Origin of the sequence: Pseudomonas sp. Pc102 (assembly GCF_018408275.1) — a bacterium.
Taxonomy (GTDB): Bacteria; Pseudomonadota; Gammaproteobacteria; order Pseudomonadales; family Pseudomonadaceae; genus Metapseudomonas; species Metapseudomonas tohonis.
The window spans coordinates 3,483,402-3,509,474 of record NZ_AP021905.1 but is presented as its reverse complement, the minus strand read 5'-3'; the positions used below and the strand labels follow the sequence as shown (position 1 = coordinate 3,509,474).

Here is a 26,073-nt window from a genome sequence, read left to right as displayed (position 1 = left end):
GCAACGCCGTGCCCGCTGGCTTGAAGTGGATCCCCGCGTTCGCGGGGATGACGAGGTGGCGGAAGGCGGCGGGGGCTACAGGTCCAGGCGGTGGATGACCTGGGTCGGGTCTTCCTCGTCGCGACGGCGCTGCAGGCCGAACTTGCGAGCCAGGCCACGCATGCCGGCGTTGCTCGCCGAATCGATGGAATACAGTTGGCGGAAGCCGTTGCGGCGGGCGCTGTCCGCCAGGTGCTGGAAGAGGATGCCGCCGAGGCCGCGGCGCAGCCACTGGTCGGCCACGGTGACCGCGAACTCGCACTGGCCGAGCTCGCCGACCCGGGCGTAGCGGCTGATGCCGACTTCCAGCAGCTCGCCGTCCACGTGGGCCAGGGCGACGAGGGCGACACGATCCTTGTCGTCGACGTCCATCAGTTGGTCGAGCAGGGGCGGGGCCACTTCGCGGAATTCGCCCAGGAAGCGGTTGTGGCGGGCTTCCGGGGACAGGCGGTTGATGAAGGCGCGTTCGCGCTCGCGGTCCTCCGCACGTAGCGGGCGGATCAGCACGTGGGTGCCGTCTTCCAGTGGCTCGATCCAGTACTCGCCCCGGGGTGATGCATGCAGGGGCTTGGCTGCGAGGGCGGCGTTGAGAGCGGACATGGCTGTCTCCAGGTAGGGGGAAAAGGGGCGGCGCGTTGCGCCTATGCCTCCTGTTTACCCTCATGGCGGGACGCCTGATTGATCGAAGTCAAAATGCGCAGGACGGTGCCCTGCGCCGGGTTGTCGCAGGGGTCGCGCGGAGGGGACTGACCCAGGTCAATCTGTCCTCCGCGACGGGCAGTAGCGTAAGGACAAAGCCATTGCCGGAGAACACCCATGGACAATCGTGACTGTGCATCCGCACACGCGCTGATCGAATTGCTGCTGATGGGCTGCGACGGCCAGGAGCGGCCTTCCTCGCCACTGCTGGCCGGGCTGCTGTCGGCCCGGGCGCCGGGCGCACGCCCCGCATCCCCGCACATGGGCAACGCGCTGATGTCCGGTGGCCTGATGCCCCGGGCCTATTCGCGCAGGGATTGACGAGGCCCCTTCCAGCCAGACGACCGCAGGAGCGAATTCATTCGCGATGGGGTGCGCGGGTGTTCGCAGTGCTGTGCTGGCTGCAGGTCTTTCGCGAATGAATGGGCTCCGTCTGCGTTAGCTGTCGTGAGCTTGATTCGAGGCCTCAGGCCCGCCGCGTGGGTTTCGCTTCGCTCTACGCCACCCTACGTAAACCACTCCGCCCCCAAAGCGTGATGCGCACATCGATGAAGATTCCGGCGAAGACGTTGGAGCAGCGGAAACGCCCCTTCAGGAGGCCGAACGCAGTCGTTGCGTCGGGGGACGAGCGGCATGGATGCCGCGAGAGGCGCGCCAGGCCATGGATGGCCCATCGCGCCGGCCCCCAGAGCGACGACGGAGTGAGGGCACCCGACGCAGTCGGGCCGGATGATGGGGCAAGCGTTTTTGGTTTCTTTTTTGGCGATTGAAAAAAGAGACTCGCCGGGGGGCGAAACCAGAAACATCAGCAAAGCTCGACAATCAGCTGGGCTCGAAACCTTCTAGCAACAATTAACGCACACAGATCCTATGACTTCGTTCCCACAGGGTGGCAGAGGGATGATTACCCGTTGTTATATTACGAATCGTACTATCGCCACGAAGTGCAGCAGGCTCCCGGCGATGACGAACAGGTGCCAGATGCCGTGCCAGTGGCGGAAGCGGCTGTCGAAGGCGAAGAAGATGATGCCCACGGTGTAGAACACCCCGCCGGCGGCCAGCCAGGTGAAGCCGGTGGTGCCCAGGGCGGCGATCAGGGGCTTGAGGGCGATGAGCACGATCCAGCCCATCACCGCGTAGATGATGATCGACAGGACCCGCGCCTCGGAGCGGGGCTTGATCTCCTGCAGCATGCCGATGATGCCGAGCGTCCAGACGATGCCGAACAGCGTCCAGCCCCAGGCGCCTTCGAGGGTGACCAGGCAGAAGGGCGTGTAGCTGCCGGCGATCAGCAGGTAGATCGACAGGTGGTCGAGCTTGCGCATGATCACCTTCGCCCGCCCGCGCACGCTGTGGTAGACGGTGGAGATGCTGTAGAGCATCACCAGGGTCACGCCGTAGATGGCGACGCTGACGATCTTCGTCGTGCTGCCATCCAGCGCCGCCAGCACCAGCAGCCAGACGGCGCCGATGCCTGCCAGCAGCGCGCCGACCAGGTGGGTCCAGGCGTTGAAACGTTCTCCGTGATACATGCACCGCTTCCTCGAATCGCCGCGACGTTGCAGCGCGCCGGTCTTGATAGCTGAAAATGCCGGGCGCCGCGATAGTTCTGTGTCTGCGATGCCTTCTCACGCGGGTGAGTCACGCCGGAGATGATGCTCAGTAGACCTCGGGCACGAGGATCTCGCGGGGCGTCGGGTTGCGCACGTAGTCGGCGTGGCGCAGGCGCTGCGGCAACTGGACGCTGGGCTGTTCGACTTCCTCGTAGGGCATCTGGCCGAGCAGGTGGTGGATGCAGTTGAGCCGCGCCTTCTTCTTGTCGTCGGCCTGGACCACCCACCAGGGCGCCTCCTCGATGTGGGTGCGTTCGAGCATGATTTCCTTGGCCTTGGTGTAGGCCTCCCAGCGACGGCGGGATTCCAGGTCCATGGGGCTGAGCTTCCACTGCTTGAGCGGATCGTGGATGCGCGCCAGGAAGCGCAGGTGCTGCTCCCTGTCGGAGATGGAGAACCAGTACTTGATCAATTGGATGCCCGAGCGCACCAGCATGCGCTCGAATTCGGGCACGGTGCGGAAGAACTCCTCGTACTGTTCGTCGTTGCAGAACCCCATCACCCGCTCGACGCCGGCGCGGTTGTACCAGCTGCGGTCGAACAGGACGATCTCGCCGGCGGCAGGCAGGTGCGAGACATAACGCTGGAAATACCACTGGGTTCGTTCGCGGTCGTTGGGCGCCGGCAGTGCGGCGACGCGGCACACCCGCGGATTGAGGCGCTGGGTGATGCGCTTGATCACGCCACCCTTGCCGGCGGCGTCGCGGCCCTCGAAGAGGATCACCACCTTGTGCCCGGTCTTGACCACCCAGCTCTGCAGCTTCACCAGCTCGCCCTGCAGGCGGAACAGCTCCTGGAAATAGCTGCGTCGGGCCTGGCGCTCTGGGCTTTCGTCGACGTGGCCGTCGAAGTAGGTGTCCAGATCGTGGCCATCCTCCAACAGCTCCAGTTCGAGCTCTTCATCGCTGTGCTCGAGCAGTTCCCGATGGATGCGCTGTGCCAGCAGGTCGTTGCCAACGCTCATCCGTCACCTCCTTGGTTCTTCGATCCGGCGGAGGTTATGACTTTTTCGTGACAGCGCCATGACAGGAGGCCGAAACGAGCGAGCCCGCGCAGGCGCGGGCTCGTTGCTCGGGGAGTGAAAACCCGGCGCCCCGCACATCCCTGTGCTCAAGGCGACGGGGGGAAAGCGTCAGCTGCAAGGGGCCTGGGGGCCGCCGGTCATGGTTTCGACGTTGTTGAGGATCTCGTTGCCCTTGTTGATCTTCTGGGCGTTCTCGACGTCCTGCATGGTGTAGCTGTTGTAGCCATTGTTGGCGCTGTTCATGTTGGCCTTGGTCTGCATGATGCTGGTGCCGATTTCCAGCAGGCTGCGACCGGTGGAGATCAGATCCGCGGTGGCGTTGGGCGTGCAGGGCGCATTGGCCGATGCGACCTGGGTGCCGGCGGCGGTGGCGGGCGGAGGGGTGAACAGGCCTTGGGTCTGGCCGTTCTGCGGGATGCAGCCGGTGGTGAGCAGGGTGGAGGCGAGGGCGAAACCGGCGGCGATTCCTTGGAGTTTCATCGGGGCATTCCTTTGGTGCGTGATCCGGGCCTGCTGGGCGGCAGGTGTCGTTATCGGCGGGCGGCAGGGCGTGCCGCATGGACCCGGAACTGGCGGGCGGGCCGTAGCGCCTGGAGGCAGTCTAGGGAGGGTGGCGAAGGGCTTGAATAGTACGGGTGTGCTAGTGCCTGTGAACCATTAGCCACTTCGTGTGTCCCGACCGGGCCGGGGGGCTGATCCAGGGCACCGCGCACTGCATGAAGTCGGCTCGCCGTCGCGCTTATAATCGCCGCGTCCCCCCATTCGGAAACCAGCCCTCATGCTCAGTGCCGAGCTCAAGGCGTTCTACATGGTCGCGCGCCTGGGCAGCATCACCCAGGCCGCCAAGAAGCTGGGCCTGAGCCAGCCGACCGTCACCACCCAGATCCGCAATCTCGAGGCTCATTACAGCGTCGAACTCTTCCACCGTGGCGGCCGCCGGCTGACGGTGAGCGAGGAGGGCGCGCGCCTGCTGCCCATGGTCAAGGTCCTGCTGCAGCAGGAAGCCGACATCGAGTTCTTCCTGCGCAACAGCGGGCAGATGCAGGGCAGCCTGCGCATCGGCGCTACCTCGCCCTACTACATCCTCGCCCTGGTGCGGGACTTCCGCGAGCGCTACCCGCACATCGACGTGTCGGTGGAGATCGGCAACTCCCAGCAGGTGCTGGAGGCGCTGGAGGAATACCGCGTGGACCTCGCCGCCTCGTCGCAGAAGCTAGACGACCAGCGCCTGGTGCGCCTGGTGCTGGGTAGCGACCCGCTGGTGCTGGCGGTGCATCGCAGCCACCCGCTGGCCGGACGCCGCGCGGTGGATATCGCCGCCCTGAAAGGCCACAACCTGCTGATGCGCGAGCGCGGCTCCATCACCCGCCAGCTCACCGAGGCACTGCTGGAGAAGGCCGGGCTGGACATCGGCCCGCTGCTGGAGATCGGCAGCCGCGAAGCCATCCGCGAGGCGGTGATCCGCAATATCGGCATCAGCATCATCGCGCGGCATGAAGTGCCGGATAACCCCGAGCTCTGCGTCATCGAGCTGGAGCAGGCACCGCAGATCGACGAATACCTCTATTGCCTCAAGGACCGCCGCCAGGCGCGTCTGCCGGCCGCGTTCATGGCCCTGGCGCGCGAGGCCTGCGAAGAGGGCCGCTGACGGGCCCGCAGAAGGGAAAGCCCCCGGCGACGCCGGGGGCCGTGGCTCAGAGCCGGTTGAAGCTGACGTTGTCCAGGTACAGGGACTGGTCCTTGCGGGTGCCCAGTACCAGCAGCTCCACGCGGCGGTAGGTGCCGGCGGGGATCTGCACGTCCTGCTGCAGGCGGCTCCAGGCGCCGCCCACGGTTCCGCTCATGCCCAGGGGCAGGTAGCGACCCTGGCCGCTGGTGTCCTCCAGGTACAGGTAGCCGTAGGTGAGGCCCTTGATGGCGGCGCTGCGGCCGATCATCACGTCGGCCACCAGGCGATAGCCCAGGCCACCCTGCACCTTGCCCTGCAGCGGGATGCTGGCGCCGCTGCCTTCGTACAGGCGGGCGTAGCTCTCCAGCGAGGTGCCGGTGTTGCCGCCCAGGGCCACCAGGCGGGTGGTGCCGTGGAAGCCAGCCCAGCCGGCCGCGCCGTTCTCGAAGTTCCATGCCTGCGTCGAAGGGACGGTGGGGGTGGTCGGGGTGGTGGGCTTCGGCTCGGTGACCTCGGTCAGCTCCACTTCATCCACCAGCACGCTCAGGCCGTCGCGGCTGATCAGGCCCACGTAGGTGGTGCGCGGCGGGGTCTGGGCACGGGTGTAGGTGAAGGTGCGCTCCAGGGTGGTGAACTCGCTGCTGGTCACCGACTGGGTCACGCCCGAGGCGCCGCTGTAGCTGATGCGGTCGTTGGCCTCGTGGAGGATGCCCAGGTACAGGTTGCCGCGGGCGTTGGCGCCCTTGAGCATGACTTTGGCCCGCAGGCGGTAGCGGGCGCCTTCGCGCAGGGCCGTGACCGGGGTGGCGAGGATGTCGCTGCCGCCGTTGGGCAGTTCGAGCAGCAGGGCGTTGTCGCGGCAGGTCTTGCCGACGTTCACCAGGCTCGTCGTGGCATAGCCCAGCAGGGCCTGCCAGCCCTCCTCGGTGCGGAACTCACCATTGGCCACCAGGCCCTTGAGCGCCGGCTTGTTGCACCAGGCCGGGGTCGGCGTGGTGGGCGGTGTCGTCGGGGGCGTGGTTGGTGTAGTCGGCGGGGTGGTGGGGGTGCCGGGGTTGGTGGGGTTCTGCGTCTCCGGCACCTTGGTGGCGCGCAGGGCGGCGATCTGAGCCGCCATGGCGTTCAGTGCACGGGCCGCGTCGGCGTGGTTCTCCTGGCCGCAGGCCTGGTTGGCGCAGGTGCTGTCCAGCACGCGCGGCGAGGAGAACAGCGGGGCCTGGACACGGGCGTTGAACACGTGGGGGTAGCCCATGATGGTGGAGAACTGGCCCTGCACGCCGTAGCCACGGCTCCATTCGAAGGTGCCCTGGTGCCAGCTGGACTGGTAGTAGCCCTCGCTCTGGTCCTGTTCGTAGGAGTGGCGCAGGCCCATGTTGTGGCCGATCTCGTGGGCCATGGTGCTCAGGCTGCAGTCGACGCCTGTGATGGCGTAGGCGCTGTTGGCGGAACCGGAATTGAAGGTGCCGCTGTTCTTCTGCCCGGAGAGTACGTAGCCAATGCCGCACACGCCGTAGCCCTGGCCGTCCTGGGTGCGGCCGATCAGGTGGACCATGTCGGCGCCGTAGGTCTCGCGCAGCTGCTGCACGCGGCTGTCGGCGGCGAAGGCGGCCAGGTCACGGCTGGATACGGTGGGGTAGCTGGCCCAGTCCAGCACCTGGCGATGCACCAGGCGCAGGCGCAGGTCGACGTTGCTTTTCTTGTACGCGTTGTTGGCGTACTCGATGTAGCTGGCGATGCGCGCGTCCATGTCGCGGCCGTTGGGCAGCGCCTGGGCCTCCTTGGTGTAGAGCACCAGCAGGTCGACGGTGCGCGGCTCGGCGGCGTGGGCGGCCTGGACGGCGACAGCCAGCAGGGTGCCGATGAAGAGTCGTTTCATGGTGGGACGTTCCTTGTGGGGTCAGCCCTGGGCGGGCGGCGGCAGGGGAGGCAGTTGCTTGGCGTCGGGGGTGATGATCGGGTCCGGCGTGGCGCGCATCAGCAGCGCGTTCTGGTCGGTCACCTGGGTGGCGCCGGTGGCGTTGTCCACCACGAAGGACAGGGTCTGTTCAGGGGTGGCGAGGGTGATATGGGTCTCCAGCCGGCCCTTGACCACGGTCAGGGTGTCGGCGTCGCTGCCGCCTTCCACCGCGCCGCTCCACACGGCGGTGCTGCCGGTGTTGTGGGTCTGCTCCAGCTTGGCGCGCAGCGGTTCCTGGCGGCCCGGCACGCCCAGTTGCAGGGTGGTGCCCACGGCGAACGCGCCCAGCAGGTCGGGGGAGGTCCGGGTGTGGTAGACGGTCATGCCGTCCTGCTCCTCGGCCTGCAGGGCATCAGGTGCCCACAGGGCCAGGGTGGCCTCGCTGTGGTCGCCCGGTGGCAGGGCGGGCGCAGCCTTGCCGGTGGCATGCACCGAGCCCTGTGCCAGGTCGCCTGCGCCCGGCAAGGCGGGGAGGGCGATGCTGCCTGCGGCGGTCGGTGACGAGGCGACGGGGGGCGCATCGCCTTGTGTCGGCGCGTCCTTGAGCAGGACGGCGAGCGTCGTGCCGGCCGTCACCAGGGCGACGGCCGGGTAGAGCCAGATTTTCCGCATGGGTTCTCCTTTCATGCATCCGGCCTGGGCCGGGTAGTGGTGATCCGCCGGGGCACGTCCGTGATGCGCAAGCGGGTTCAGTCGACGAGCAGGCACGCTGGCCATTGAATTCCAGGACGAGCCAGGGCTGTTCAGTCGAGCAAGTGAAGTAGCGCCCAGATCAAGTAGGCACTCCATATTCAAACGCGTGACGTCGGCTTGAATTGAAAAGTGTGTTTCTACTATCAGATTGCCAGCGTATTAAGTTGCGCGGGTTCAACTAACGAAAATAGGGAAAAAGTCAGGCGCAATAATTGGAGCTGTTTCGCAACGGCTTGTAATCAAAGGGTTTTGTCGAACAATTACATCGGTGATGGCGACTGGTTATCAGCTGTTTGCTGCCGGATGCCGTCGGAATTTGGCAATTACCCACGATTGGCACTGGGGCTGTCAAACCAGCAATGTGCGAGAAATCCCAATTATCCCGACGGCCATCGAGGAGCTGTTTAAGGTGGCGGTTGGTTCACTTGCGGAAGTTGAACACGTTCAACTTTATTCATGCCGTTCAACTTTCCTGCGACTCCGAATATCGGCCTCAGGCAACGTAGGAACGCAATGGTGTGATCCGGTGCCTGGCTAATAGCGAAAGCGTATTTATGCCGCATGCAGGCACTGTGATATCAATTTTCTGGCGTCAATAAATCGAATAACTGGCCGTTACCCCTCGCAACGGTCGAACCTGTTCCACGGTTCGTCAGGGATGCTTTTCCGTGGTTTCGCTGCCACCCGGCTGTGCCGGGTGAAACATGGGAAGGTGGTCATGCCCCGTACGCTCCTCTACCTGGCGGTTGCCCTGGTCACATCAGGTGTCACCCTTGCCGTCCTCCTGGGCGATGCCCCATCGGCTCCGGCCGTTACCCAGCACACCCCATTGCCAGCAGCACCGGCGACTCCGTTGCCCGTCGCCTCGGCCATGGCGGGCGCACCCGTGGCGGCCAGCCCGATGCGGGCTGCGGTGAACGTGGTGCCGGCACCCCACGTCGCCACGGTGCCCGTGGCGGACGCCCCCGCCGACACCCTGGTCGAACTCTGGGATAGCCACTCCCTGGTGCCCGAGCAACAGCAGGAGATGACCCTATACCGCACCCAGGTGCAGACCACGTCCCTGGGTGCGCTGGCCGTCGGCAAGACCCTGCAGCTGGGCGTGCCCGGCCGCAAGGAGCCGCTGCGCGCCACGCTGGGCGAGACCCACAACACCGGCGGCGCTGCCGTCTGGAGCGGCCCGGTGGAAGGTGGCCAGCCGGAAGACACCCTCACCGTGGTGAAGGGCCAGCTGGAGACCCACATCACCCTCGCCACCCGCGAGCAGACCCTGTCCATGGTGGTGGACAACGCCACCGGCAGCACCCTGGTGACCGACCAGAACCAGTTGCTGATGCGTGCCACCCCGGACGCCCTCGTGACCCCCGATTCCACGCCGTTGCAGCCCCTCCCGCCGCCGACCCGCGGCTGAGCGCCACAGGAACGATGACCATGAAGAAACTGCTCGCCTGCCTGGCCCTGCTCCTGCTGGCCCCCTTCACCCACGCCGCCACCGAACCGCGCACCGTCGACATCCTGGTGCTCTACACCAAGGACGCCCAGGCGCTGCCCAACGGGCGGGACATGAACGCCCGCATCGCCAGCTACATCGAGTTCGCCAACAACGCCTACAAGAAAAGCAACGTCAACCTGCGCCTGCGCCTGGTCAACGCCCAGCCGCTCACCTGGGCCAGCTACCCCACCATCTCCGACAAGGACCTTTCCGCCTTCGCCGCCGACCCGCGCGTGCAGCAGCTGCGCGAGACCTACGGCGCGGACGTGGTGCAGCTGATCAGCCGCACCCAGGTGGGGCAGGGCTATGGCGTGTGCGGCATCGGCTACGTGCTCTCCGGGCCGAAGAACGGCGGCACCTTCCAGAACGGTGCCTGGGCCAGTGCCTACGGCATCACCGGGGTGGACTGCAGCCTGAGCACCATGGCCCACGAGATCGGCCACAACATGGGCCTGCGCCATTCCTACGAGCAGGACCAGACCGAGGGCTACTACACCTACCTGGCCCGCGGCATCCACCAGGGCACCTACGAATGGGGCCGGGGCTACGGCGTGCAGGGGCGCTTCTCCACCATCATGGCCTACCCCCAGGTGTTCAACGCGTCCGTGCAGGCGCCGCTGTTCTCCACACCTACCGTGGTCGACAGCACCTGCGCAAGCCAGGCCTGCGGCCGTGCCAGCTTCGCCGACGCCTCCCGCGCGCTGAACGACATGGCCGCGCAGATCGCCGCGCTGCGCCCGACCAAGGTGCCCGAGACCGTCAACCCGACCTCGACGCCCACGACCCCCGCCACACCTGCAACGCCGACCACGCCCGCCACGCCGGCGACCCCTGTGACCCCGGCCTGGTGCAGCAAGCCGGCGCTGAGCAGCCTGGTGGCCAACGGCGAGTTCCGCACCCTGGATGGCTGGAAGGCACTGCTCAACCTGGCCAAGCTCAGCACCCTCAACGTCGGCAAGACCTGCCGTGACGACGCCCTGCAGTTCGAACTGCCGGCCGGCCGCGACGACGTGCTGGCCACCTCGGTGGGCGCACTGAAGGTCGGCGCCACCTACCGGCTCAAGGCCAAGGTGATGCTCAAGGGCACCAACGTGCGCGGCAACGTCTACCTGGGCATGCTCCACGAGGAGAACGCCGGCATCAGCTACAGCACGGCCAACGGCGCGATCAAGTCGGTGACCAGCAGCGAGTTCACCCCCATCGACATGACCTTCGTCTACCAGCCGCCGGCCAGCGTCATCCGCAACACCTACCTGGGCCTGGTCAGTGTCAACCGCCTGGCCGTGCTGCTGGATGAGGTGGAACTCAGCGAAGTGATCCCCGCCAAGCCCATCACCCCGGCGACACCGGCTGCTTTTGGCTGGAACTTCGACAGCGCAATCGGCGAGTGGACGGGCTTCTACGGCAGCACCCGGCTGACCGCCCTGGCCGCCACCGGCAAGTCCCTGGAAGTCTATGCCCGCAAGGGCGACGGCACCGGCGCCAGCCTGCTCCTGGCAGGCAAGGTGCAGCCGGGGCTGTCCTACCGCTTCGCTGCCGACGTGATGGTGAGCCGCACCACCAGCGTCGCTGCGCTGGCCTACGCCTACCTCTACCTGGAAGACACCGCCGGCAACGGCCGGCTGCTGTCCCTGGGCGTGGTGAACACCCAGGGCGGCGCCTGGGGCAAGCTGCAGCAGAGCTTCCAGGTGCCGGCCGGAACCTATCGGCGCATGGAGCTGTTGGTGCTCAGCACCCGTGCCGACCAGTCGCTGTACCTGGACAACGTCAGCCTCAACCGGCTCTGACGCCGGCAGCCCGGCGCCCGGATCAGGGCGCCGGCTGTATTTGTACCTGGGACATCACGTCCCATGGCATGGAATCATCGGCTCCATCAGAGACGTTCGAGCAAAAGGCTCGACAGGATGAGTGGGGCCCGCAGGGGCCATGTGTTCAGCCGCTCGGTGCTATCGGCGAATCTTGGCGGTTATAAAAAGCAGCCGTACTGCAGCGCGACTTGCACAAACCGCTCCTCTCTCCAGTGTTGCGGCCTTCCACCTTAAGGCTCTCGGCTTTCAGCTCCCCCTCTGGCCTATACCAAATCCGCCAATGCCACTATCGGTGGGCTTGGGGTTATCGCCACATGGATTTCGCATTTGCTCCCTAGCATCAGCCTCGTCGAGCCGTACCGCGCTTCCTGCGGTGCGCCAGTGTTCTGCGAGGTCCTGTCATGTCCGCCACCCCCTATCTGCAGGCTTGCGAAGTGCGCAAGCGCTTCGGCAGCTTCACCGCCCTGGACGGGGTGTCCCTGGACATCGCCGAAGGCGAGCTGGTGTGCCTGCTGGGCCCCTCCGGCTGTGGCAAGACCACGCTGCTGCGCTGCATTGCCGGGTTGGAGCGGCAGGACAGCGGCATTCTGTACATGGGCGGGCGGGACATCTCCCACCTGCCGCCCCAGGCCCGTGACTACGGCATCCTGTTCCAGTCCTATGCGCTGTTCCCCAACCTCAGCGTCGAGCAGAACATCGCCTACGGCCTCACCGGTGCCAGCCGTGAAGGAGCCCGCCAGCGCGTGGCGCAGATGCTCGAACTGGTGGGCCTGACCGGCAGCGAGAAGAAGTACCCCGGCCAGCTGTCCGGCGGCCAGCAGCAGCGCGTGGCCCTGGCCCGTGCCCTGGCGCCGTCGCCGTCGCTGCTGTTGCTGGACGAGCCCATGTCGGCGCTGGACGCCCGCGTCCGCGAGCACCTGTGCACCAAGCTGCGCCAGCTGCAGAAGCGCCTGGGCATCACCACCCTGATGGTCACCCACAACCAGGACGAGGCCATGCTCATGGCCGACCGCATCGCGGTGATGAACCACGGCCGGGTCGAGCAGTACGACACCCCCGAAGCCATCTACCGGCGCCCGGCCACGCCTTTCGTCGCCAGCTTCGTCGGCCAGGGCAACTGGCTGCCGTTCGAGGGGCGCGACGGGCGCCACGCCCGGGTCGGCGACCTGCGCCTGTGCCTGCCCGAGCAGGCGGGCGAGGGCGCCAGTGGCCAGCTGTTCTGCCGCCCCGAGGCCATCGCCGTGGAGCCCGGCCAGGACGACGACAACCGCTTCCGCGCCCAGGTGCGCGAGATCACCTTCCTCGGCAACCGCTGCCGGGTGAGTTTCGAGCTGGACGCCTTGCCCGGCCACCCGCTGCTGGCCGAGCTGGACCCGGCGCAGATGCCGCGCCTCGGCGGGCCGGACATCTGGGTGGCGCTGCCGTCCCGCAGCCTGCAGGTGTTCGCCTGATGGAGCGCACCCTGGCCCTCCCGCAGAGCGCCCGCCGTCGCCCGGGCGACCTGGGGGACCGCCTGTTCATCCAGGGTGGCAAGTGCCTGTTCCTGGCCTTCCTCGCCGTCGCCGTGGTGCTGCCCCTGGCGGCCATCTTCTGGCGCGGCTTCAGCGGCGAAGCCGGGCAGGGCGGTGGCCTGGTGGCCGCCCGCGAACTGCTGGCCAGCGCCAACTTCCACTGGCTGCTGGGCAACAGCCTCAAAGTCTCCCTCAGCGTCGCCGCCCTGGTGGTGCCGGTGGCCTACCTGTTCGCCTACGCCCTGACCCGCACGCTGATCCCGGCCAAGGGCCTGTGGCGCGGCATCTCCCTGTTGCCGCTGCTGGCGCCCTCGATGCTGCCGGGGATCGCGCTGATCTACCTGTTCGGCAACCAGGGGCTGTTGCGCGGCTGGCTTCCGGACAACATCTACGGCTTCTGGGGCATCGTCCTGGGCGAGGCCATCTACACATTCCCCCATGCGCTGATGATCCTCATCTCGGCGCTGACCCTGGCCGACGGCCGCCTGTTCGACGCGGCCTCCAGCATGGGCGCCGGGCCCTGGAAGGCCTTCCGCAGCATCACCTGGCCGGCCACGCGCCAGGCCGTGTTCGCCGCCTTCTGCCTGGTGTTCACCCTGACCATCACCGACTTCGGCGTGCCGGTGGTGGTGGGCGGCGACTACCAGGTGCTGGCCCTGGAAGCCTACAAGGCGGTGGTGGGGCAGCAGCAGTTCGGTCGCGGTGCGCTGATCGGCATGGTGCTGCTGCTGCCGGCCCTGCTCAGCTTTGGCGTCGACGCCTGGCTGCGCCGGCGCCAGGGCGATGCCATGAGCGGCCGCGCCCAGGTCCACCAGCCCAAGCCCTCGCGCCTGCGGGATGTCGGCTTCCTCGCCCTGGTGCTGCTGGTCTGCGCCGTGCTTCTGGGCGTGCTGGGCATGGCGGTGTACTCCTCGCTGGTGAAGTTCTGGCCCTACAACCTGTCGCTGTCCCTGCGTCACTACGCCTTCGAGGAAACCGCCGGCGGCGGCTGGCTGGCGTACCGCAACAGCCTGACCCTGGCGACCTGCACCGCGCTGTTCGGCGGCGCGCTGATCTTCACCGGCGCCTGGCTGATGGAGAAGACCCACGGCCAGCGCGCCCTGAACCAGGTGCTGCGCCTGCTCAGCTTCGTGCCCATGGCGGTGCCCGGCCTGGTGCTGGGCCTGGGCTACGTCTTCTTCTTCAACCTGCCGGCCAACCCGCTGCACGGCCTCTACGGCAGCATGACGCTGCTGGTGGTGTGCTCCATCGCGCACTTCCTCACCACCGCGCAGATGACCGCCAGCACCGCGCTGCGCCAGCTCGACGGCGAGTTCGAGGCCGCCGCGCTGTCGCTGAAGATGCCGCTGTACCGCCACTACCTGAAGGTGACGGTGCCCATCTGCCTGCCGGCGCTGCTGGACATCGTCCGCTACCTGTTCGTCTCGGCCATGACCACCGTGTCCGCCGCGATCTTCCTCTACAGCCCGGACAGCGTGCTCGCCGCCGTCGCCGTCCTGAACATGGACGACGCCGGCAACGTCGGCGGCGCGGCCGCCATGTCCACCCTCATCCTGCTCACCTCGGCCGCCGTCTCGCTGCTGCTGGCCGGGGCCTCGCGCGGCCTGCTGCGCCGCTCCCAGGCCTGGCGCCAGACCGCGCCCGGCCACTGATCCACGGAGATCCCCATGCATTACCAGACCCCCACGCACCTGCAGGCCGCCATCCTCGACTGGGCCGGCACCGTTGTCGACTTCGGCTCCTTCGCCCCCACGCGGATCTTCGTCGAGGCCTTCGCCAGCTTCGACGTCGAGGTCAGCCTGGAGGAAGCGCGCGGCCCCATGGGCATGGGCAAGTGGGACCACATCCGCACCCTGTGCGACGTGCCGGCCATCGCCGCGCGCTTCGAGCGCCGCTTCGGCCGGCTGCCCACGGACGCGGACGTCACCGCGATCTACGAGCGCTTCATGCCGCTGCAGATCGCCAAGGTCGGCGAGCACTCGGCGCTGATCCCCGGCGCCCTGGAAGCCATCGCCGCCCTGCGCCAGCGCGGCCTGAAGATCGGCACCTGCTCCGGTTACCCCAGGGTGGTGATGGACAAGGTGGTGGAGCTGGCCGCCGAGGCCGGCTACCGCCCGGACCACGTGGTCGCCACCGACGAGGTGCCCAGGGGCCGCCCGAGCCCGGCCCAGGCGCTGGCCAACGTCATCGCCCTCGGCCTCGACGACGTCGCCGCCTGCGTCAAGGTGGACGACACCTGGCCGGGCATCCTCGAAGGCCGCAGCGCCGGCATGTGGACCGTGGCGCTGCGCTTCTCCGGCAACTTCCTCGGCCTCGACTTCGCCGCCTACCAGGCCCTGCCGGCCGCGCGCCTGGCCGAGGAGCGCACCCGTATCGACGCGCTGTTCGCACCGAGCCGCCCGCATTACCTGATCGACACCCTCGCCGACCTGCCGGAGGTGATCGACCTGATCAACGCCCGCCTGGCGCGCGGCGAAACCCCTGCCAACGCATAACCACAGCAAGCCAAACCCGACCCCAGCACATCAACCCAAGGAGCTTCACATGTTCAAGCGTCTCGCCTTCGCTGCCGCCGTTGTCGCAGGCTTCGCCCTGCAGGCCCAGGCCGCCACCGAGCTGACCGTCTACACCGCCCTGGAGGCCGAGCAGCTGGCGGCCTACAAGAAGGCCTTCGAGAAGGAAAACCCGGACATCGAGATCAAGTGGGTGCGCGACTCCACCGGCATCATCACCGCCAAGCTGCTGGCCGAGAAGGAACGTCCCCAGGCCGATGCCGTGTGGGGCCTGGCGGCCTCCAGCCTGGCCATCCTCGATGCGCAGGGCATGCTCGAGCACTACGCGCCCAAGCACCTGGACGCCATCGGCGCCAACTACCGCGACGCCGCCAACCCGCCGGCCTGGGTGGGCATGGACGTGTGGGCCGCCACCATCTGCTTCAACACCGTCGAAGCCGAGAAGCAGGGCCTGACCAAGCCCGGCAGCTGGGAAGACCTGACCAAGCCCGAGTACAAGGGCAAGATCGTCATGCCCAACCCGGCGTCCTCCGGCACCGGCTTCCTCGACGTCAGCGCCTGGCTGCAGACCTTCGGCGAGAAGCAGGGCTGGGCCTACATGGATGCGCTGCACCAGAACATCGGCCAGTACGTCCATTCCGGCTCCAAGCCGTGCAAGCTGGCCGCCGCTGGCGAATTCCCCATCGGCATCTCCTTCGAATACCCGGCCGTGCAGCTGAAGCGCCAGGGCGCGCCGCTGGACATCGTCCTGCCGAAGGAGGGCCTGGGCTGGGAAATCGAAGCCACCGGCGTGATCAAGGGCACCCAGCACGCCGACGCCGCCAGGAAGCTCGCCGACTTCTCCGCCAGTCCCGCCGCCATGGAGCTGTACAAGGAGAACTTCGCCGTCCTCGCCCAGCCCGGCATCGCCAAGCCGCAGACCGAACTGCCTGCCGACTACGAGCAGCGCCTGATCAAGAACGACTTCGCCTGGGCCTCGAAGAACCGCGACTCGATCCTCGCCGAGTGGCGCAAGCGCTACGACGGGAAGTCCGAGAAGCTGCCGCAGTAAGCCCCAGCCCGCTCGCTTCGCCCTCTCTCTCCCGGGGAGAGGGTCGGGGAGGGCGGGCATCGAATCCCAGGAGACACCCATGCCCATCCACGACACCGATATCGCCATCGTCGGCGCCGGCATCCTCGGCCTGTCCCACGCCTATGCCGCCGCCCGGCGCGGCCTCAAGGTCAGCGTGTTCGAGCGCAGCGACCGGCCCCTGGGCGCTTCGGTACGCAACTTCGGCCAGGCGCTGATCACCGGCCAGGCGCCGGGCCCGATGTTCGCCCTGGCCCGCGAGGCGCGGACGATCTGGGCCGAGCTCGCCGAGGCCGCCGGCTTCCATATCCGCCGCAACGGCTCCTTGCTGTTCGCCCGTACCGACGCGGAAGAGGCGCTGCTGGAGGCCTTCTGCGCTACCCGCGCCATCGAGCACGGCTACCGCGTCGAACTGCTGCGCGGCGAGCGCCTGCACGATCTCTACCAGGGCCAGTTCAGCCACCATCGTGCGGCCCTGCACGGCCTGGACGACCAGCAACTGTATTCCCGCGAAGCCATCCCGGCACTGGTGGACTACCTGCGCAACGAGCTGGGCGTGGCCTTTCATTTCTCCACCCTGGTGCGCGATGTCGAGCAGAACCGCGTGCACACCAGCGCCGGCAGTTGCCGCGCGGAGCAGATCATCGTCTGCTCCGGCCACGACTACCTGACCCTGCTGGCCGCGCAGATCGCCCCACTGCAGCCCAGCGTCTGCCGCCTGCAGATGCTGCGTGCGCGCCCGGCGGTGGACATCGGCCTGCAGCACGCCGTGCTCACCGGCCTCAGCTGCGTGCACTACGGCGCCTTTTCCGACCTCCCGGAAGCCGAAGCCATCCGGGGCCAGATCGAGCGACACACCCCCGAACTGGAACAGCATGGCATCCACCTGCTGGTCAGCCCCACGCCCCATGGCGAGCTGATCATCGGCGACTCCCATGACTACGGCCGCGACGCCTCGCCCTTCAATGCCGAAGAGGTGGACAACCTGCTGCTCGACCTCGCCGAACACACCCTCGGCACCCGTCTGCAAGTGCTGGAGCGCTGGCAGGGTGTCTACGGCGCTCGTGGTCCCGGCCCGTTCTCGGTGCTCAAGGCCATCCCCGGCGTCACCGCCGTGCTGATGCACACGGGCCTGGGCATGAGCATCGGCCCGGCGCTGGGCGAACGCACCGTGGCGTCGTTGTTGGGGTGAAGTGGGGGCGGGACATTCCCGTAGGAGCGAGCTCTGCTCGCGAAGCGTTGTGCAGCGACCATCGGTGGGCTGAAGCCCACCCTACGCCCACCCCACGCCCACTCGGGCTGGCTGTAGGGCGAGGTTCTTCTGTAGGAGCGAATTCATTCGCGATGGGCGGTGCTGCGCACCGCTTGGCGACTGAAGTCGCCCCTACAGTCGCCCCGGCTTGCCTCAGAAGCTCACCTCGGCGGTCTTCGCCAGAGTGGCGAACGGTCCCGACAGCGTCAGGTTGTGGTGGCGGATGATCGTCGGGGCATCCAGCGCCGGGGTATCCATGCAGCTGTGGGCGTCTTCCACCAGCACCACGCGGTAGCCGAGCTCGGCGGCGGCGCGGCAGGTGCTGTCGACGCAGTACTGGGTCTTCATACCGACCACCACGAGTTCGCCGATGGAGGCGTCGCGCAGCCAGTCTTCCAGGCGGGTGCCCGCGAAGCAGCTGGGGCGGTTCTTGTCGAAGATACGGTCACGCGCCGGATCCACTGCCAGGCGCGGGTGCAGCGACCAGCCCTTGCTGCCCGGTGCCACCGGTGAGCCCTCGGGCCCGGCGAAGCGTGCCGCGTAGATCGGTGTTTCGGAGGCGCGGGCGCGGGCGATCAGCTGGTTGATCCGGGTCAGCAGCAGTTCGGCCTGCCAGGGCTTGTCGGGTCCTTCATAGAGCGCGACCTGCATGTCGATGATCAGCAGGGCGGATTTTTTCGGGTCGTGCATGGCATTTCTCCTTGAGTGCCAGCGACGCCGGGGCAAAAGAAAAGGCCCCGTCCATCGCTGGCGGGGCCTTGGGTCTTCTTGCGCTATCCGCTACGCACACCCGCTCGCCCCGCACATGGCGGTGGAGGAGGTGGTGGTAGTGCGACGGAGGGCGGCGTTCATGGCGTCGATACTGCTGGGGGCGGCGGCGGGCTGTCAATCGCAGCGAGTGGGTGCGGGCAACAGGCATCTGGATGGCGACGCTCGTCGGCTCGGGCGGTCGGGACGCGAGGCTGCGCTATGGTGAAGGTCCATGCCCGCTGGGCATCCACTCGAAGGGAGGGCCGTCGCCGAATCCCGCTCCTCCCGCCTAATGGAGGCAGAGCCATGAACAGCAGCAACCAGTGCACCCACCGTGACCACATCATCACCGCGCACCTGATCGAGCACCCGGGCATCCCCACGCCCTGGGCCGGTGGCGTGCACATCACCGCCCCCGATGGCAGCCGTACCCGGAGGATCCCGTTGCCGGCCCGTTCGGCCTTCCTCGCCGAGGAGGACAGCGCCCGCCGGGCCTCCCTGGCCCATGGCCGCTGGCTGGTGGACCAGAGCCTCGACCAGGGCCACAAGCCTTCCTGAGCTGCCAGCGGGGCCGCCTTCGCGGTGGTCCCGCGCTCCGCTCGTCCAGCACACTGAACCGCCAACGCACCTGGCCAGTCGTTACTACAACCCCATAGAGCCAGGAGAACACCATGGTCGCCTTCGAACCCCAGTCCCGTGAAAACGCTGCCCGCCCTCATAACGTCGAGGGGTGGGAACGCTTCCTGTGCATCGCAGGTGGCCTGGTGATGGTCGGTACGGGTCTGCGCCAGGGCGGCCTGGTCGGGTGGCTGCGTGCCGGCGGGGGTGGCGTGGTGCTCGCCCGTGGGCTCACCGGGCATTGCCCGGCCAAGCGGGTGATCGCCGAACGTCGCGAGGAAATCGAAGCGCTCAAGGCGCGCATCGAAGAGGCCGCAGCGAAGTTGGCCGAATTGCATCGCAGCGCGTGAGTCGGCCCATCGCGAATGAATTCGCTCCTACAGGTGTGTGCCAGGTACAGGCCCGTAGGAGCGAGCTCTGCTCGCGAAGCGATGTTCGGCATGGCACCGATTGGTGGACCGGTGGAGCGTGGTCCACCCTTGTATCTCGACTAAATACCTCCACAGGGGTAATAGTCCCCGACTGATCATCGGGGGAGGGGCTGGAAGTCGTGTCCACCCTTAGGCCGCGAGCCTGCAACGTAGATAGTGCTCCGCCCCTCCACACTCACTCGAAAAATCCGAACGGTATCCAGAGCCTCGAGCTCGCATCTACAAGGTTGGGTCGGGTGCAGTGATGATCGCGTCTGAACGGATCGGAAGGAGTACTCATGCCCAGCGTCATCGGCCTCGACATCGCCAAACACACCTTTGACCTCGCCACCCTGCAGCCCAACGGCAAGTACCGCACCAAGGCCAAGCTGGCCAACGACAAAGCGGGTTTCGCCGTCTTGCGCGACTGGCTGAACAAGCACAGCGAACCCGGTGCCTGGGTCGTGATGGAGGCCACCGGCATCTACCATGAAGCCCTGGCCGAATGGCTGTTGGAGCACGGCTATCGGGTCTGTGTCCTCAACCCGGCGCAGATCGCCCACTACGCCCGTAGCCAGTTGCAGCGGGTGAAGACCGACAAGGTCGACGCCAAGCTGATCGCCGAATACGGCGAGCGCCATCAGGACAGCCTGCGTCCCTGGCAACCCGAGCCCCGTGCCGTGCGGCGCTTGAAAGCCCTGGTACGGCGCCTGGAGGACCTGCGCGAAATCGAGCAGATGGAGCGCAACCGTCTGGAAGTGGCCGATGCCAGCGTCCAGGCCTCGATCCAGTCGGTGCTGGAACATGTCGGGCAGGAGATCGAAGAGACCCTCAAGGCGATCGACGACCACATCGACAACGACCCGGATCTGCGCGGCAAGCGCGACCTGCTGACCAGCATCGACGGGATCGCCGACAAGACCGCCGCCCTGCTCCTGGCGGAGCTGGGCGACCCACTGCGCTTTGCCAACAGCCGCGCCGTCACTGCCTTTGCCGGGCTCAATCCGCGGCTGCAGGAGTCCGGGAACCACCGGGGACAGACGCGCATCTCCAAGACGGGCTCATCGCGCCTGCGGGCCGGCCTGTTCATGCCCGCGATCAGCGCCCTGACGTACAACGAGGCGATCAGGGCCCTGAGCGAACGGTTGAGGGCGAAGGGCAAGACCGGCAAGCAGATCGTCTGCGCAGCGATGCGCAAGCTGCTGAGCATCGCCTACGGCGTCTTGAAATCAGGCCGGCCATTTGACGCAAAACTGGCCCTTGCTCACTAGGAATCAAGACGGTATCTACGGCGGTGCTGCGCCCCGCTGGGCGATTGAAATCGCCCCTACAGGAACGCTCCCTCTCTCAAGCCTCGTGGGTGCACGCCTGTAGGGGGGATGACGCTTTTTTCATCCACCAGCGGTGCTCGATATGGCTCCAATTGGTGGACCGGTAAAGCGTGGTCCACCCTACGGCGCCGCTACGCCTCCTGCGCATGTCGTGCCGGGGGCGTGTCGTCGTCCGGTTCGTGGATGCGGTAACAGGCGACGTAGAGGGCGGGCAGGAAGAACAGGGTAAGCAGGGTGGCGATGATGATGCCGCCGATCATGGCGAAGGCCATGGGGCCCCAGAATACTTCGCGGGCGATGGGCAGCATGCCCAGGCTGGCCGCTGCGGCGGTGAGGAGGATGGGCCGGGTGCGGTGGTGGGTGGCTTCGATCACCGCGTCCCAGGGATGGGCGCCTTCGCGATGGAACTCGTCGATCTGGGTCACCAGGATCACCGAGTTGCGGATGATGATGCCGATCAGCGCCAACACTCCAAGTATCGCCACGAAGCCCAGGGGCGTACCCGTGGGCAGCAGGGCGAGCACCACGCCGATCAGCCCCAGGGGGGCCACGCTGGCTACCAGGAACATCTTCTGCACGCTCTGCAGCTGGATCATCAGGAAGGTCGCCATGAGGAACAGCATCAGCGGCACCACTTGGCCGATGGGCCCCTGGGCCTTGCCGCTTTCCTCGACCGTGCCACCGGGGGTGATGCGGTAGGAGGCGGGCAGCGTGGCGGCGAAGTTATCGACCTCGGGCTTGAGCCTGGCCATCAGGTCGGTGGGTTGCATGTCGCCGTGGACGCTGGCCTTGAGGGTGATGGTGGGCTTGCGATCACGGCGCCACACCAGCGGCTGTTCCAGCTCGTAGCCCACGGTGGCGAAGGCCTTGAGCGGGATGGAGGTGCCGTTGGGGGTGACGATCTGCAGGTTCTCCAGGGTCTCCGGCGAGTTGCGCTCGCCTTCCTCGGAGCGGCCCACCAGGTTGACCAGGTAGATGCTGTCGCGCACCTGGGTGATGGTGGCGCCGGTGACCACGCCGTTCATCATCTGCGCCACGTCCTCGGAGGAGAGGCCCAGCTGGCGCGCCTTGTCCTGGGCGATGTCGATCTTCAGCACGCGACCGGGCTCGTTCCAGTCGTAGATCATCTCGCCGACGTTGGGGTTGGCGTCCAGCCGCGCCGCCAGCGCCATGGCGTACTCGCGCACCTTGTCGATGTCCGGGCCGCTGATGCGGTACTGGATCGGCCGGCCCACCGGTGGGCCCATCTCCAGGGGCTGCACGTAGCCGCTGATGCCGACGAACTCGTCGCGCAGGCGCTGCTTGAGGCGGGCGGAGAGGCGATGCCGCGCCTCCATGTCCTTGGCGACTATCACCAGCTGGCCGTAGTAGGGGTTCTGCAACTGCTGGTCGAGCGGCAGGTAGAAGCGCACCGCGCCCTCGCCGATGTAGGAACTCCAGCGCTGGATATCGTCATCGCCCTTGAGCTTGGCCTCGAAGCGGTCCATCACCGCGCGGGTCTCGGCGATGCTGCTGTTCTGCGGCAGGTTCAGGTCCACCAGTAGCTCGGGGCGGTCGGAGGAGGGGAAGAACTGCTGCTGGACGAACTGCATGAGGAACAGCGAGCCGCCGAACAGCGCCACGGTGAGCAGGATGGTCGCCCAGCGGTGCCCCATGGCCAGGCGCAGGCCGCGGTCCATGAAGCGGGTCATGCGGCCCTTCTTCTCTTCCTTGTGCTTGAGCGTGGCAGGCAGCACGTGCACGGCGATGACCGGGGCGAAGAGCACCGCCACTATCCACGACAGCAACAGGGCGACGGCGATCACCGCGAACAGGGTGAAGGTGTATTCGCCCGCCGAGCTGGCGTTGAGGCCGATGGGCACGAAGCCGGCCACCGTGACCAGGGTGCCGGTGAGCATGGGGAAGGCGGTGGAAGTGTAGGCGTAGGTGGCGGCGTCGTGCCGCGAGTCGCCCAGTTCCAGGCGGGTGACCATCATCTCCACCGTGATCATGGCGTCGTCCACCAGCAGGCCGAGGGCGATGATCAGCGCGCCGAGGGAGATGCGCTGCATGGTGATGCCGCTGTATTCCATGAACACGAAGACCAGGGCCAGCACCAGCGGGATCGAACAGGCCACCACCAGGCCGGCGCGCACGCCGAGGCTGATGAAGCTCACCACCAGGACGATGATCACCGCCTCGAACAGCGCGCTGGTGAAGCCGCCGATGGCTTTCTCCACCACTTCGGCCTGGTTGGAGACCTGGTGCACGCCGACGCCGATCGGCAGTTCGTTGGTGACCTCCTGCATGCGTGCATGGAGGGCCGCGCCGAAGGTCTGGATATTGCCGCCATCACGCATGGCCACCGCCAGGCCGATGGCCGGCTCGCCGTTGAAGCGGAACAGCGAGGTGGGCGGGTCCTGGTAGCTGCGCTGGATGCTGGCGAGGTCGGCGAGGCGGTAGAAGCGGTCGTTGATGCGCAGGTTGACCGCCTCCAGGTCCGCCTGGGAGCGGAACTCGCCGGAGGTGCGCACCGAGATGCGCTCGGCGCCGGCTTCGATCACCCCCGAGGGTGTCACGCTGTTCTGCGCCTGCAGGCTCTGCATCACCTGGCGCTGGTCGAGGCCCAGGGCGGCCAGCTTGCGGGTGGAGAAATTGAGGTAGAACACCTCGTCCTGTTCGCCGATCAGCTGCACCTTGCCCAGATCCTTGACGCTGCGGATGTCCAGGCGCACGCGCTCGACGTAGTCGCGCAGCTGGCGGTAACTGAGGCCGTCGCCGGTGAAGGCATAGAGGCTGCCGTAGACGTCGCCGAACTCGTCGTTGAACGCCGGGCCCTGCAGGCCCTGGGGAAACTCGCCGCGGATGTCGTCGATCTTCTTGCGCACCTGGTACCAGATGTCGGGTATCCGGGTGCCGTCGGTGGTGTCCTTGAGGTAGACGAAGACGGTGGATTCGCCCGGCCGCGTGTAGCTCTTCACGTAGTCGAGGCTGTCCAGTTCCTCGAGCTTTTTCTCGATGCGGTCGGTGACCTGTTCCAGGGTGTCGTTCACCGTGGCGCCGGGCCAGCGGGTCTGGATGACCATGGTCTTGATGGTGAAGGCCGGGTCTTCCTCGCGGCCCAGTTCGAAATAGGAGAAAACCCCCATCACCAGTGCCACCGCCATCAGGTACCAGGCGAACGACTGGTGGCGCAGCGCCCATTCCGAGAGGTTGAAGCCGCCCTTGGCATCACTCATGGCCGATCCCCTTCATCCAGTTTCACTGCCTGGCCTTCCTTGAGGCTGTTGACCCCGGCACTGACCACCCGCTCGCCATCGGCGAGCCCCTTGCCGACCAGCACGTGCTCGCCTTCGCGACTCAGCACCTGCACCTCGCGGCGGTGCACGACGGCGGCCTGTTCGTCCACCACCCAGACCTGGCCACGGTCCTCCTGCGCGCCGGGTTCCGCACGCACCAGCACGCTGGCGGGCAGGCTGGCGCGCGGGGTCACCGGGCTGCTCAGTTCCACCCGCACCGTGGTGCCGAGGCGGAAGCTGTCCGGGGTCTGCTCCAGGCTCAGGCGCACGCGGCGGGTGCGGGTGGCGGCGTCGGCCTGGGGCGCCATCTCGCGGATGCGCCCGGTGGTGGAGGCGTTCTCCTGCAGCTGGGCGCTGACGAGGAAGGTGGCGTCCTCGGGCAGGGCGGCGACGAGGTCGTCGGGCAGGTCGAACACCGCCTCGCGCACTTCCGGGCGTGCGAGGGTCACCACGTCCTGGCCGGCGGCGACCACCTGGCCGGCCTCGGCGCGCCAGGCGGTGACGACGCCGTCGAAGTCGGTGGTGAGGCGGGTGTAGTCGAGCTGGTCGCTGGCCTGCTGCACCGCCGCGCGGGCCTGGTCGAGGCTGGCGCGGCTTGTCTGCAGGCGGGTGCGCGCGGCGTCGAGGTTGGCCTTGGCGCCGACGCCCCGGGCGAACAGCTCCTCCTGGCGGCGGGCATCGGCCTGGGCGTCGATCCATTGCGCTTCGGCGCTGGCGCGGTCGCCCTCGCTGGCACGCAGGCGGTTCTGCTGGTCGGTGGGGTCGAGGGTGGCGAGGAGGGCGCCCTTGGCCACCTTGTCGCCGACATCCACCGCACGCGAGGCGATGCGGCCGTTGGTGCGGAAGCCCAGGGTGGTTTCGTAGCGCGCCTGGATGGTGCCGGCGAAGCGGCCGACACTCTCCTGGCGCTGGCTCTCCACCACCACGCTGAGCACCGGGCGCGGTGGGGGCGGCGTCTGTTCCTGCTCGCCGCAACCGGCCAGCAGCAGGGCGCCGAGGGGCAGGAGGCAGGCGATGCGGGTGGCGTCATTCATGGGGCACGCTCCCTTCGACCTGGGGCTGTGGCGCCGGCTCGTCGCGGTCCTCTCGCACCGCTGCGGCCTTGTCCGGTTCGGCGGCCTGTTCGGCGCGGGCGATTTCTACCTGCTGGCCGGGGTGCAGCAACTGGCCGCCGGCGATCACCACCCGCTGGCCCGCTTGCAAACCCTGGCCCACCAGCACCTTGCCGCTGGCGTAGCGAACCGCGCCGACCTTCTGCAGCGCCACCCGCTGGTCATCACCGACCAGCCACACCGCCGGTTCGCGCCCGGCCTTGGTCAGCGCCGACCAGGGCAGCACGACGCCATCGCCGCTGCGCGGCCGCAGGCGGGTGGTGACCACGGCACCCAGGTTCATCTGTGGCGGCACGTCCTGCAGCGCCACCTTGACCTTGAGGGTGCCGCTCTGCGGGTCGATGGTCGGGGTGATCTCGCGCACCTCGCCCTTGGCGGTCACCTGCGGCTGGCCGAGGAGGGCGACGGTCACGTCCTGGCTCTCCAGCTGCTGGTCGAACAGCGATTCGTAGACGTTGAACACGGCGTCACGCTCGCCCTCGCGGGCGAGGGTGAAGATCGGCACCGTGGCTTGCACCACCTGGCCGACTTCGGCGTGGCGGCTGGTGATCACGCCGTCGGTCGACGCCTTCAGCTCGGTGTAGGCGAGCATGTCGCGGGCGTTGGCGGCCTGTGCCTCGGCGGCGTCCAGGGAGCTGCGGGTGGCACGCAGCTGGGCCTGTGCCTGGTCGAACTCGCTCCGGCTGGTGTAGCCCTTGGGCAGCAGCTTGCGCTGGCGCTCGAAGGCCAGCTCGGCCTCCCTGAGCTGCGCGCGCTGGGCGGTGACGGCCGCATTGGCGGTGTCGAGGTTGCTGCGCTGCTCCTGCGGGTCGAGGCGCGCCAGTACCTGCTGCGCCTGGACCTGGTCACCCACGTCCACCAGGCGTTCGATGATCTTGCCGCCCACGCGGAAGGCCTGCTGCGCCTCGACGCGGGCCTGGATGTCGCCGGTGAGGCGCACTTCGGCGCTGAAATCGGCTTCCTCGATGTTCTGCACCAGGACTCGCTGCACGGGCTTGGGCGTCTCCTGCTCCTGGCAGGCGGCCAACAGCAAGGCGGCCAGGAGGCCGGTTGCGATGCGAATGTTCCTCGATGAGGGGGTATGCAGCGGGTTCATCCCTGGACCAGGCCTCCGGTGGCGAATGCGACGTGAATGGCGCCGAGCGTGCAGCGAAGCGGTGGCGCCGATGGCAATTCGAGGGAAGCGGCAGGAGGAAAGTTCAAGTCGGCAAGGCGCTTGGCAGTGAACTCATCGT

Annotated in this window: 22 protein-coding genes; 12 read left to right on the top strand and 10 right to left on the bottom strand. The window is 67.4% G+C overall.

The annotated features are described in order from the left end of the window. Positions 1 to 75: 75 nt before the first annotated feature. A complete protein-coding gene (locus PHLH3_RS16145) occupies positions 76 to 639 on the bottom strand; it encodes a GNAT family N-acetyltransferase (protein ID WP_213624904.1) in 564 nt (187 codons plus the stop codon). Positions 640 to 855: 216 nt separating this feature from the next. Between PHLH3_RS16145 and PHLH3_RS16140 the strand changes: the two genes are divergently transcribed. Beyond that, complete coding sequence (locus tag PHLH3_RS16140) at positions 856 to 1,059, top strand: hypothetical protein (protein WP_213624903.1); 204 nt, start codon at positions 856 to 858, stop codon at positions 1,057 to 1,059. Positions 1,060 to 1,652: 593 nt separating this feature from the next. Here the strand turns inward: PHLH3_RS16140 and PHLH3_RS16135 are convergent. The 3 genes from PHLH3_RS16135 to PHLH3_RS16125 all read right to left on the bottom strand — a co-directional run bounded on the left by PHLH3_RS16135 (position 1,653) and on the right by PHLH3_RS16125 (position 3,855). Then, positions 1,653 to 2,270: a hemolysin III family protein gene (locus tag PHLH3_RS16135; protein ID WP_173175494.1), complete on the bottom strand. Its 618-nt coding sequence runs from the start codon at positions 2,268 to 2,270 to the stop codon at positions 1,653 to 1,655. A 127-nt stretch (positions 2,271 to 2,397) separates the two neighbouring features. After that, positions 2,398 to 3,315, bottom strand: a complete 918-nt coding sequence (gene ppk2, locus PHLH3_RS16130) for a polyphosphate kinase 2 (RefSeq protein WP_213624901.1) — start codon at positions 3,313 to 3,315, stop codon at positions 2,398 to 2,400. A 168-nt stretch (positions 3,316 to 3,483) separates the two neighbouring features. After that, on the bottom strand, positions 3,484 to 3,855 hold the full coding sequence (locus PHLH3_RS16125) for a hypothetical protein (protein WP_213624900.1): 372 nt from the start codon (positions 3,853 to 3,855) through the stop codon (positions 3,484 to 3,486). Between the two features lie 298 nt (positions 3,856 to 4,153). Here PHLH3_RS16125 and PHLH3_RS16120 point away from each other — a divergent pair, with 298 nt between their 5' ends. Further along, positions 4,154 to 5,023 carry a LysR family transcriptional regulator gene (locus PHLH3_RS16120; protein ID WP_213624898.1) on the top strand — a complete coding sequence of 290 codons (870 nt, stop codon included), beginning with the start codon at positions 4,154 to 4,156 and terminating at the stop codon, positions 5,021 to 5,023. 46 nt (positions 5,024 to 5,069) lie between these two features. On the opposite strand, the gene PHLH3_RS16115 is transcribed toward PHLH3_RS16120, so the two are convergent. Then, positions 5,070 to 6,920 carry a zinc-dependent metalloprotease family protein gene (locus PHLH3_RS16115; RefSeq protein WP_213624897.1) on the bottom strand — a complete coding sequence of 617 codons (1,851 nt, stop codon included), beginning with the start codon at positions 6,918 to 6,920 and terminating at the stop codon, positions 5,070 to 5,072. Between the two features lie 21 nt (positions 6,921 to 6,941). Continuing rightward, positions 6,942 to 7,613 (bottom strand): hypothetical protein, encoded by a 672-nt coding sequence (locus PHLH3_RS16110; RefSeq protein WP_213624896.1) that lies wholly within the window; start codon positions 7,611 to 7,613, stop codon positions 6,942 to 6,944. Positions 7,614 to 8,412: 799 nt separating this feature from the next. Here PHLH3_RS16110 and PHLH3_RS16105 point away from each other — a divergent pair. The 7 genes from PHLH3_RS16105 (at position 8,413) to PHLH3_RS16075 (ending at position 17,279) form a co-directional block, all read left to right on the top strand. Then, positions 8,413 to 9,105 (top strand): hypothetical protein, encoded by a 693-nt coding sequence (locus PHLH3_RS16105; RefSeq protein WP_213624895.1) that lies wholly within the window; start codon positions 8,413 to 8,415, stop codon positions 9,103 to 9,105. Positions 9,106 to 9,125: 20 nt separating this feature from the next. Beyond that, the gene (locus tag PHLH3_RS16100) at positions 9,126 to 10,973 is read left to right on the top strand and encodes a zinc-dependent metalloprotease family protein (RefSeq protein WP_244862889.1); all 1,848 of its coding nucleotides are present in this window, start codon (positions 9,126 to 9,128) and stop codon (positions 10,971 to 10,973) included. Between the two features lie 422 nt (positions 10,974 to 11,395). Beyond that, positions 11,396 to 12,445, top strand: a complete 1,050-nt coding sequence (locus PHLH3_RS16095) for a putative 2-aminoethylphosphonate ABC transporter ATP-binding protein (protein ID WP_213624893.1) — start codon at positions 11,396 to 11,398, stop codon at positions 12,443 to 12,445. Next, positions 12,445 to 14,157 (top strand): putative 2-aminoethylphosphonate ABC transporter permease subunit, encoded by a 1,713-nt coding sequence (locus tag PHLH3_RS16090; protein ID WP_213624892.1) that lies wholly within the window; start codon positions 12,445 to 12,447, stop codon positions 14,155 to 14,157. Before PHLH3_RS16095 ends, PHLH3_RS16090 begins: the two co-directional genes overlap by 1 nt. A 15-nt stretch (positions 14,158 to 14,172) precedes the next feature. Beyond that, positions 14,173 to 15,000 carry a phosphonoacetaldehyde hydrolase gene (phnX, locus tag PHLH3_RS16085; RefSeq protein WP_213624891.1) on the top strand — a complete coding sequence of 276 codons (828 nt, stop codon included), beginning with the start codon at positions 14,173 to 14,175 and terminating at the stop codon, positions 14,998 to 15,000. A gap of 49 nt (positions 15,001 to 15,049) precedes the next feature. Continuing rightward, the gene (locus PHLH3_RS16080) at positions 15,050 to 16,069 is read left to right on the top strand and encodes a putative 2-aminoethylphosphonate ABC transporter substrate-binding protein (protein ID WP_213624890.1); all 1,020 of its coding nucleotides are present in this window, start codon (positions 15,050 to 15,052) and stop codon (positions 16,067 to 16,069) included. Positions 16,070 to 16,148: 79 nt separating this feature from the next. Further along, a complete protein-coding gene (locus PHLH3_RS16075) occupies positions 16,149 to 17,279 on the top strand; it encodes a TIGR03364 family FAD-dependent oxidoreductase (protein ID WP_213624889.1) in 1,131 nt (376 codons plus the stop codon). Between the two features lie 213 nt (positions 17,280 to 17,492). Here the strand turns inward: PHLH3_RS16075 and PHLH3_RS16070 are convergent, their stop codons facing one another. Next, entirely contained in the window at positions 17,493 to 18,029 is a 537-nt protein-coding gene (locus PHLH3_RS16070) for a cysteine hydrolase family protein (RefSeq protein ID WP_213624888.1), read from the bottom strand. A gap of 366 nt (positions 18,030 to 18,395) precedes the next feature. Here PHLH3_RS16070 and PHLH3_RS16065 point away from each other — a divergent pair, with 366 nt between their 5' ends. From PHLH3_RS16065 to PHLH3_RS16055, 3 genes are all read left to right on the top strand, one after another. Next, positions 18,396 to 18,647, top strand: a complete 252-nt coding sequence (locus PHLH3_RS16065) for a hypothetical protein (protein WP_213624887.1) — start codon at positions 18,396 to 18,398, stop codon at positions 18,645 to 18,647. A 113-nt stretch (positions 18,648 to 18,760) separates the two neighbouring features. Then, positions 18,761 to 19,057, top strand: a complete 297-nt coding sequence (locus PHLH3_RS16060) for a DUF2892 domain-containing protein (protein ID WP_213624886.1) — start codon at positions 18,761 to 18,763, stop codon at positions 19,055 to 19,057. Positions 19,058 to 19,416: 359 nt separating this feature from the next. After that, the gene (locus PHLH3_RS16055) at positions 19,417 to 20,388 is read left to right on the top strand and encodes an IS110 family transposase (RefSeq protein WP_213624885.1); all 972 of its coding nucleotides are present in this window, start codon (positions 19,417 to 19,419) and stop codon (positions 20,386 to 20,388) included. 191 nt (positions 20,389 to 20,579) lie between these two features. Here the strand turns inward: PHLH3_RS16055 and PHLH3_RS16050 are convergent, their stop codons facing one another. The 3 genes from PHLH3_RS16050 to PHLH3_RS16040 are packed head-to-tail and all read right to left on the bottom strand — an operon-like array spanning position 20,580 to position 25,829. After that, positions 20,580 to 23,666, bottom strand: a complete 3,087-nt coding sequence (locus PHLH3_RS16050) for an efflux RND transporter permease subunit (RefSeq protein ID WP_213624884.1) — start codon at positions 23,664 to 23,666, stop codon at positions 20,580 to 20,582. Then, positions 23,663 to 24,760 carry an efflux RND transporter periplasmic adaptor subunit gene (locus PHLH3_RS16045; RefSeq protein ID WP_213624883.1) on the bottom strand — a complete coding sequence of 366 codons (1,098 nt, stop codon included), beginning with the start codon at positions 24,758 to 24,760 and terminating at the stop codon, positions 23,663 to 23,665. The genes PHLH3_RS16050 and PHLH3_RS16045 overlap by 4 nt, the downstream gene beginning before the upstream one ends. Then, positions 24,753 to 25,829, bottom strand: coding sequence for an efflux RND transporter periplasmic adaptor subunit (locus PHLH3_RS16040; protein ID WP_348529812.1), 1,077 nt, complete (start codon positions 25,827 to 25,829; stop codon positions 24,753 to 24,755). Before PHLH3_RS16040 ends, PHLH3_RS16045 begins: the two co-directional genes overlap by 8 nt. Positions 25,830 to 26,073: the final 244 nt, after the last annotated feature.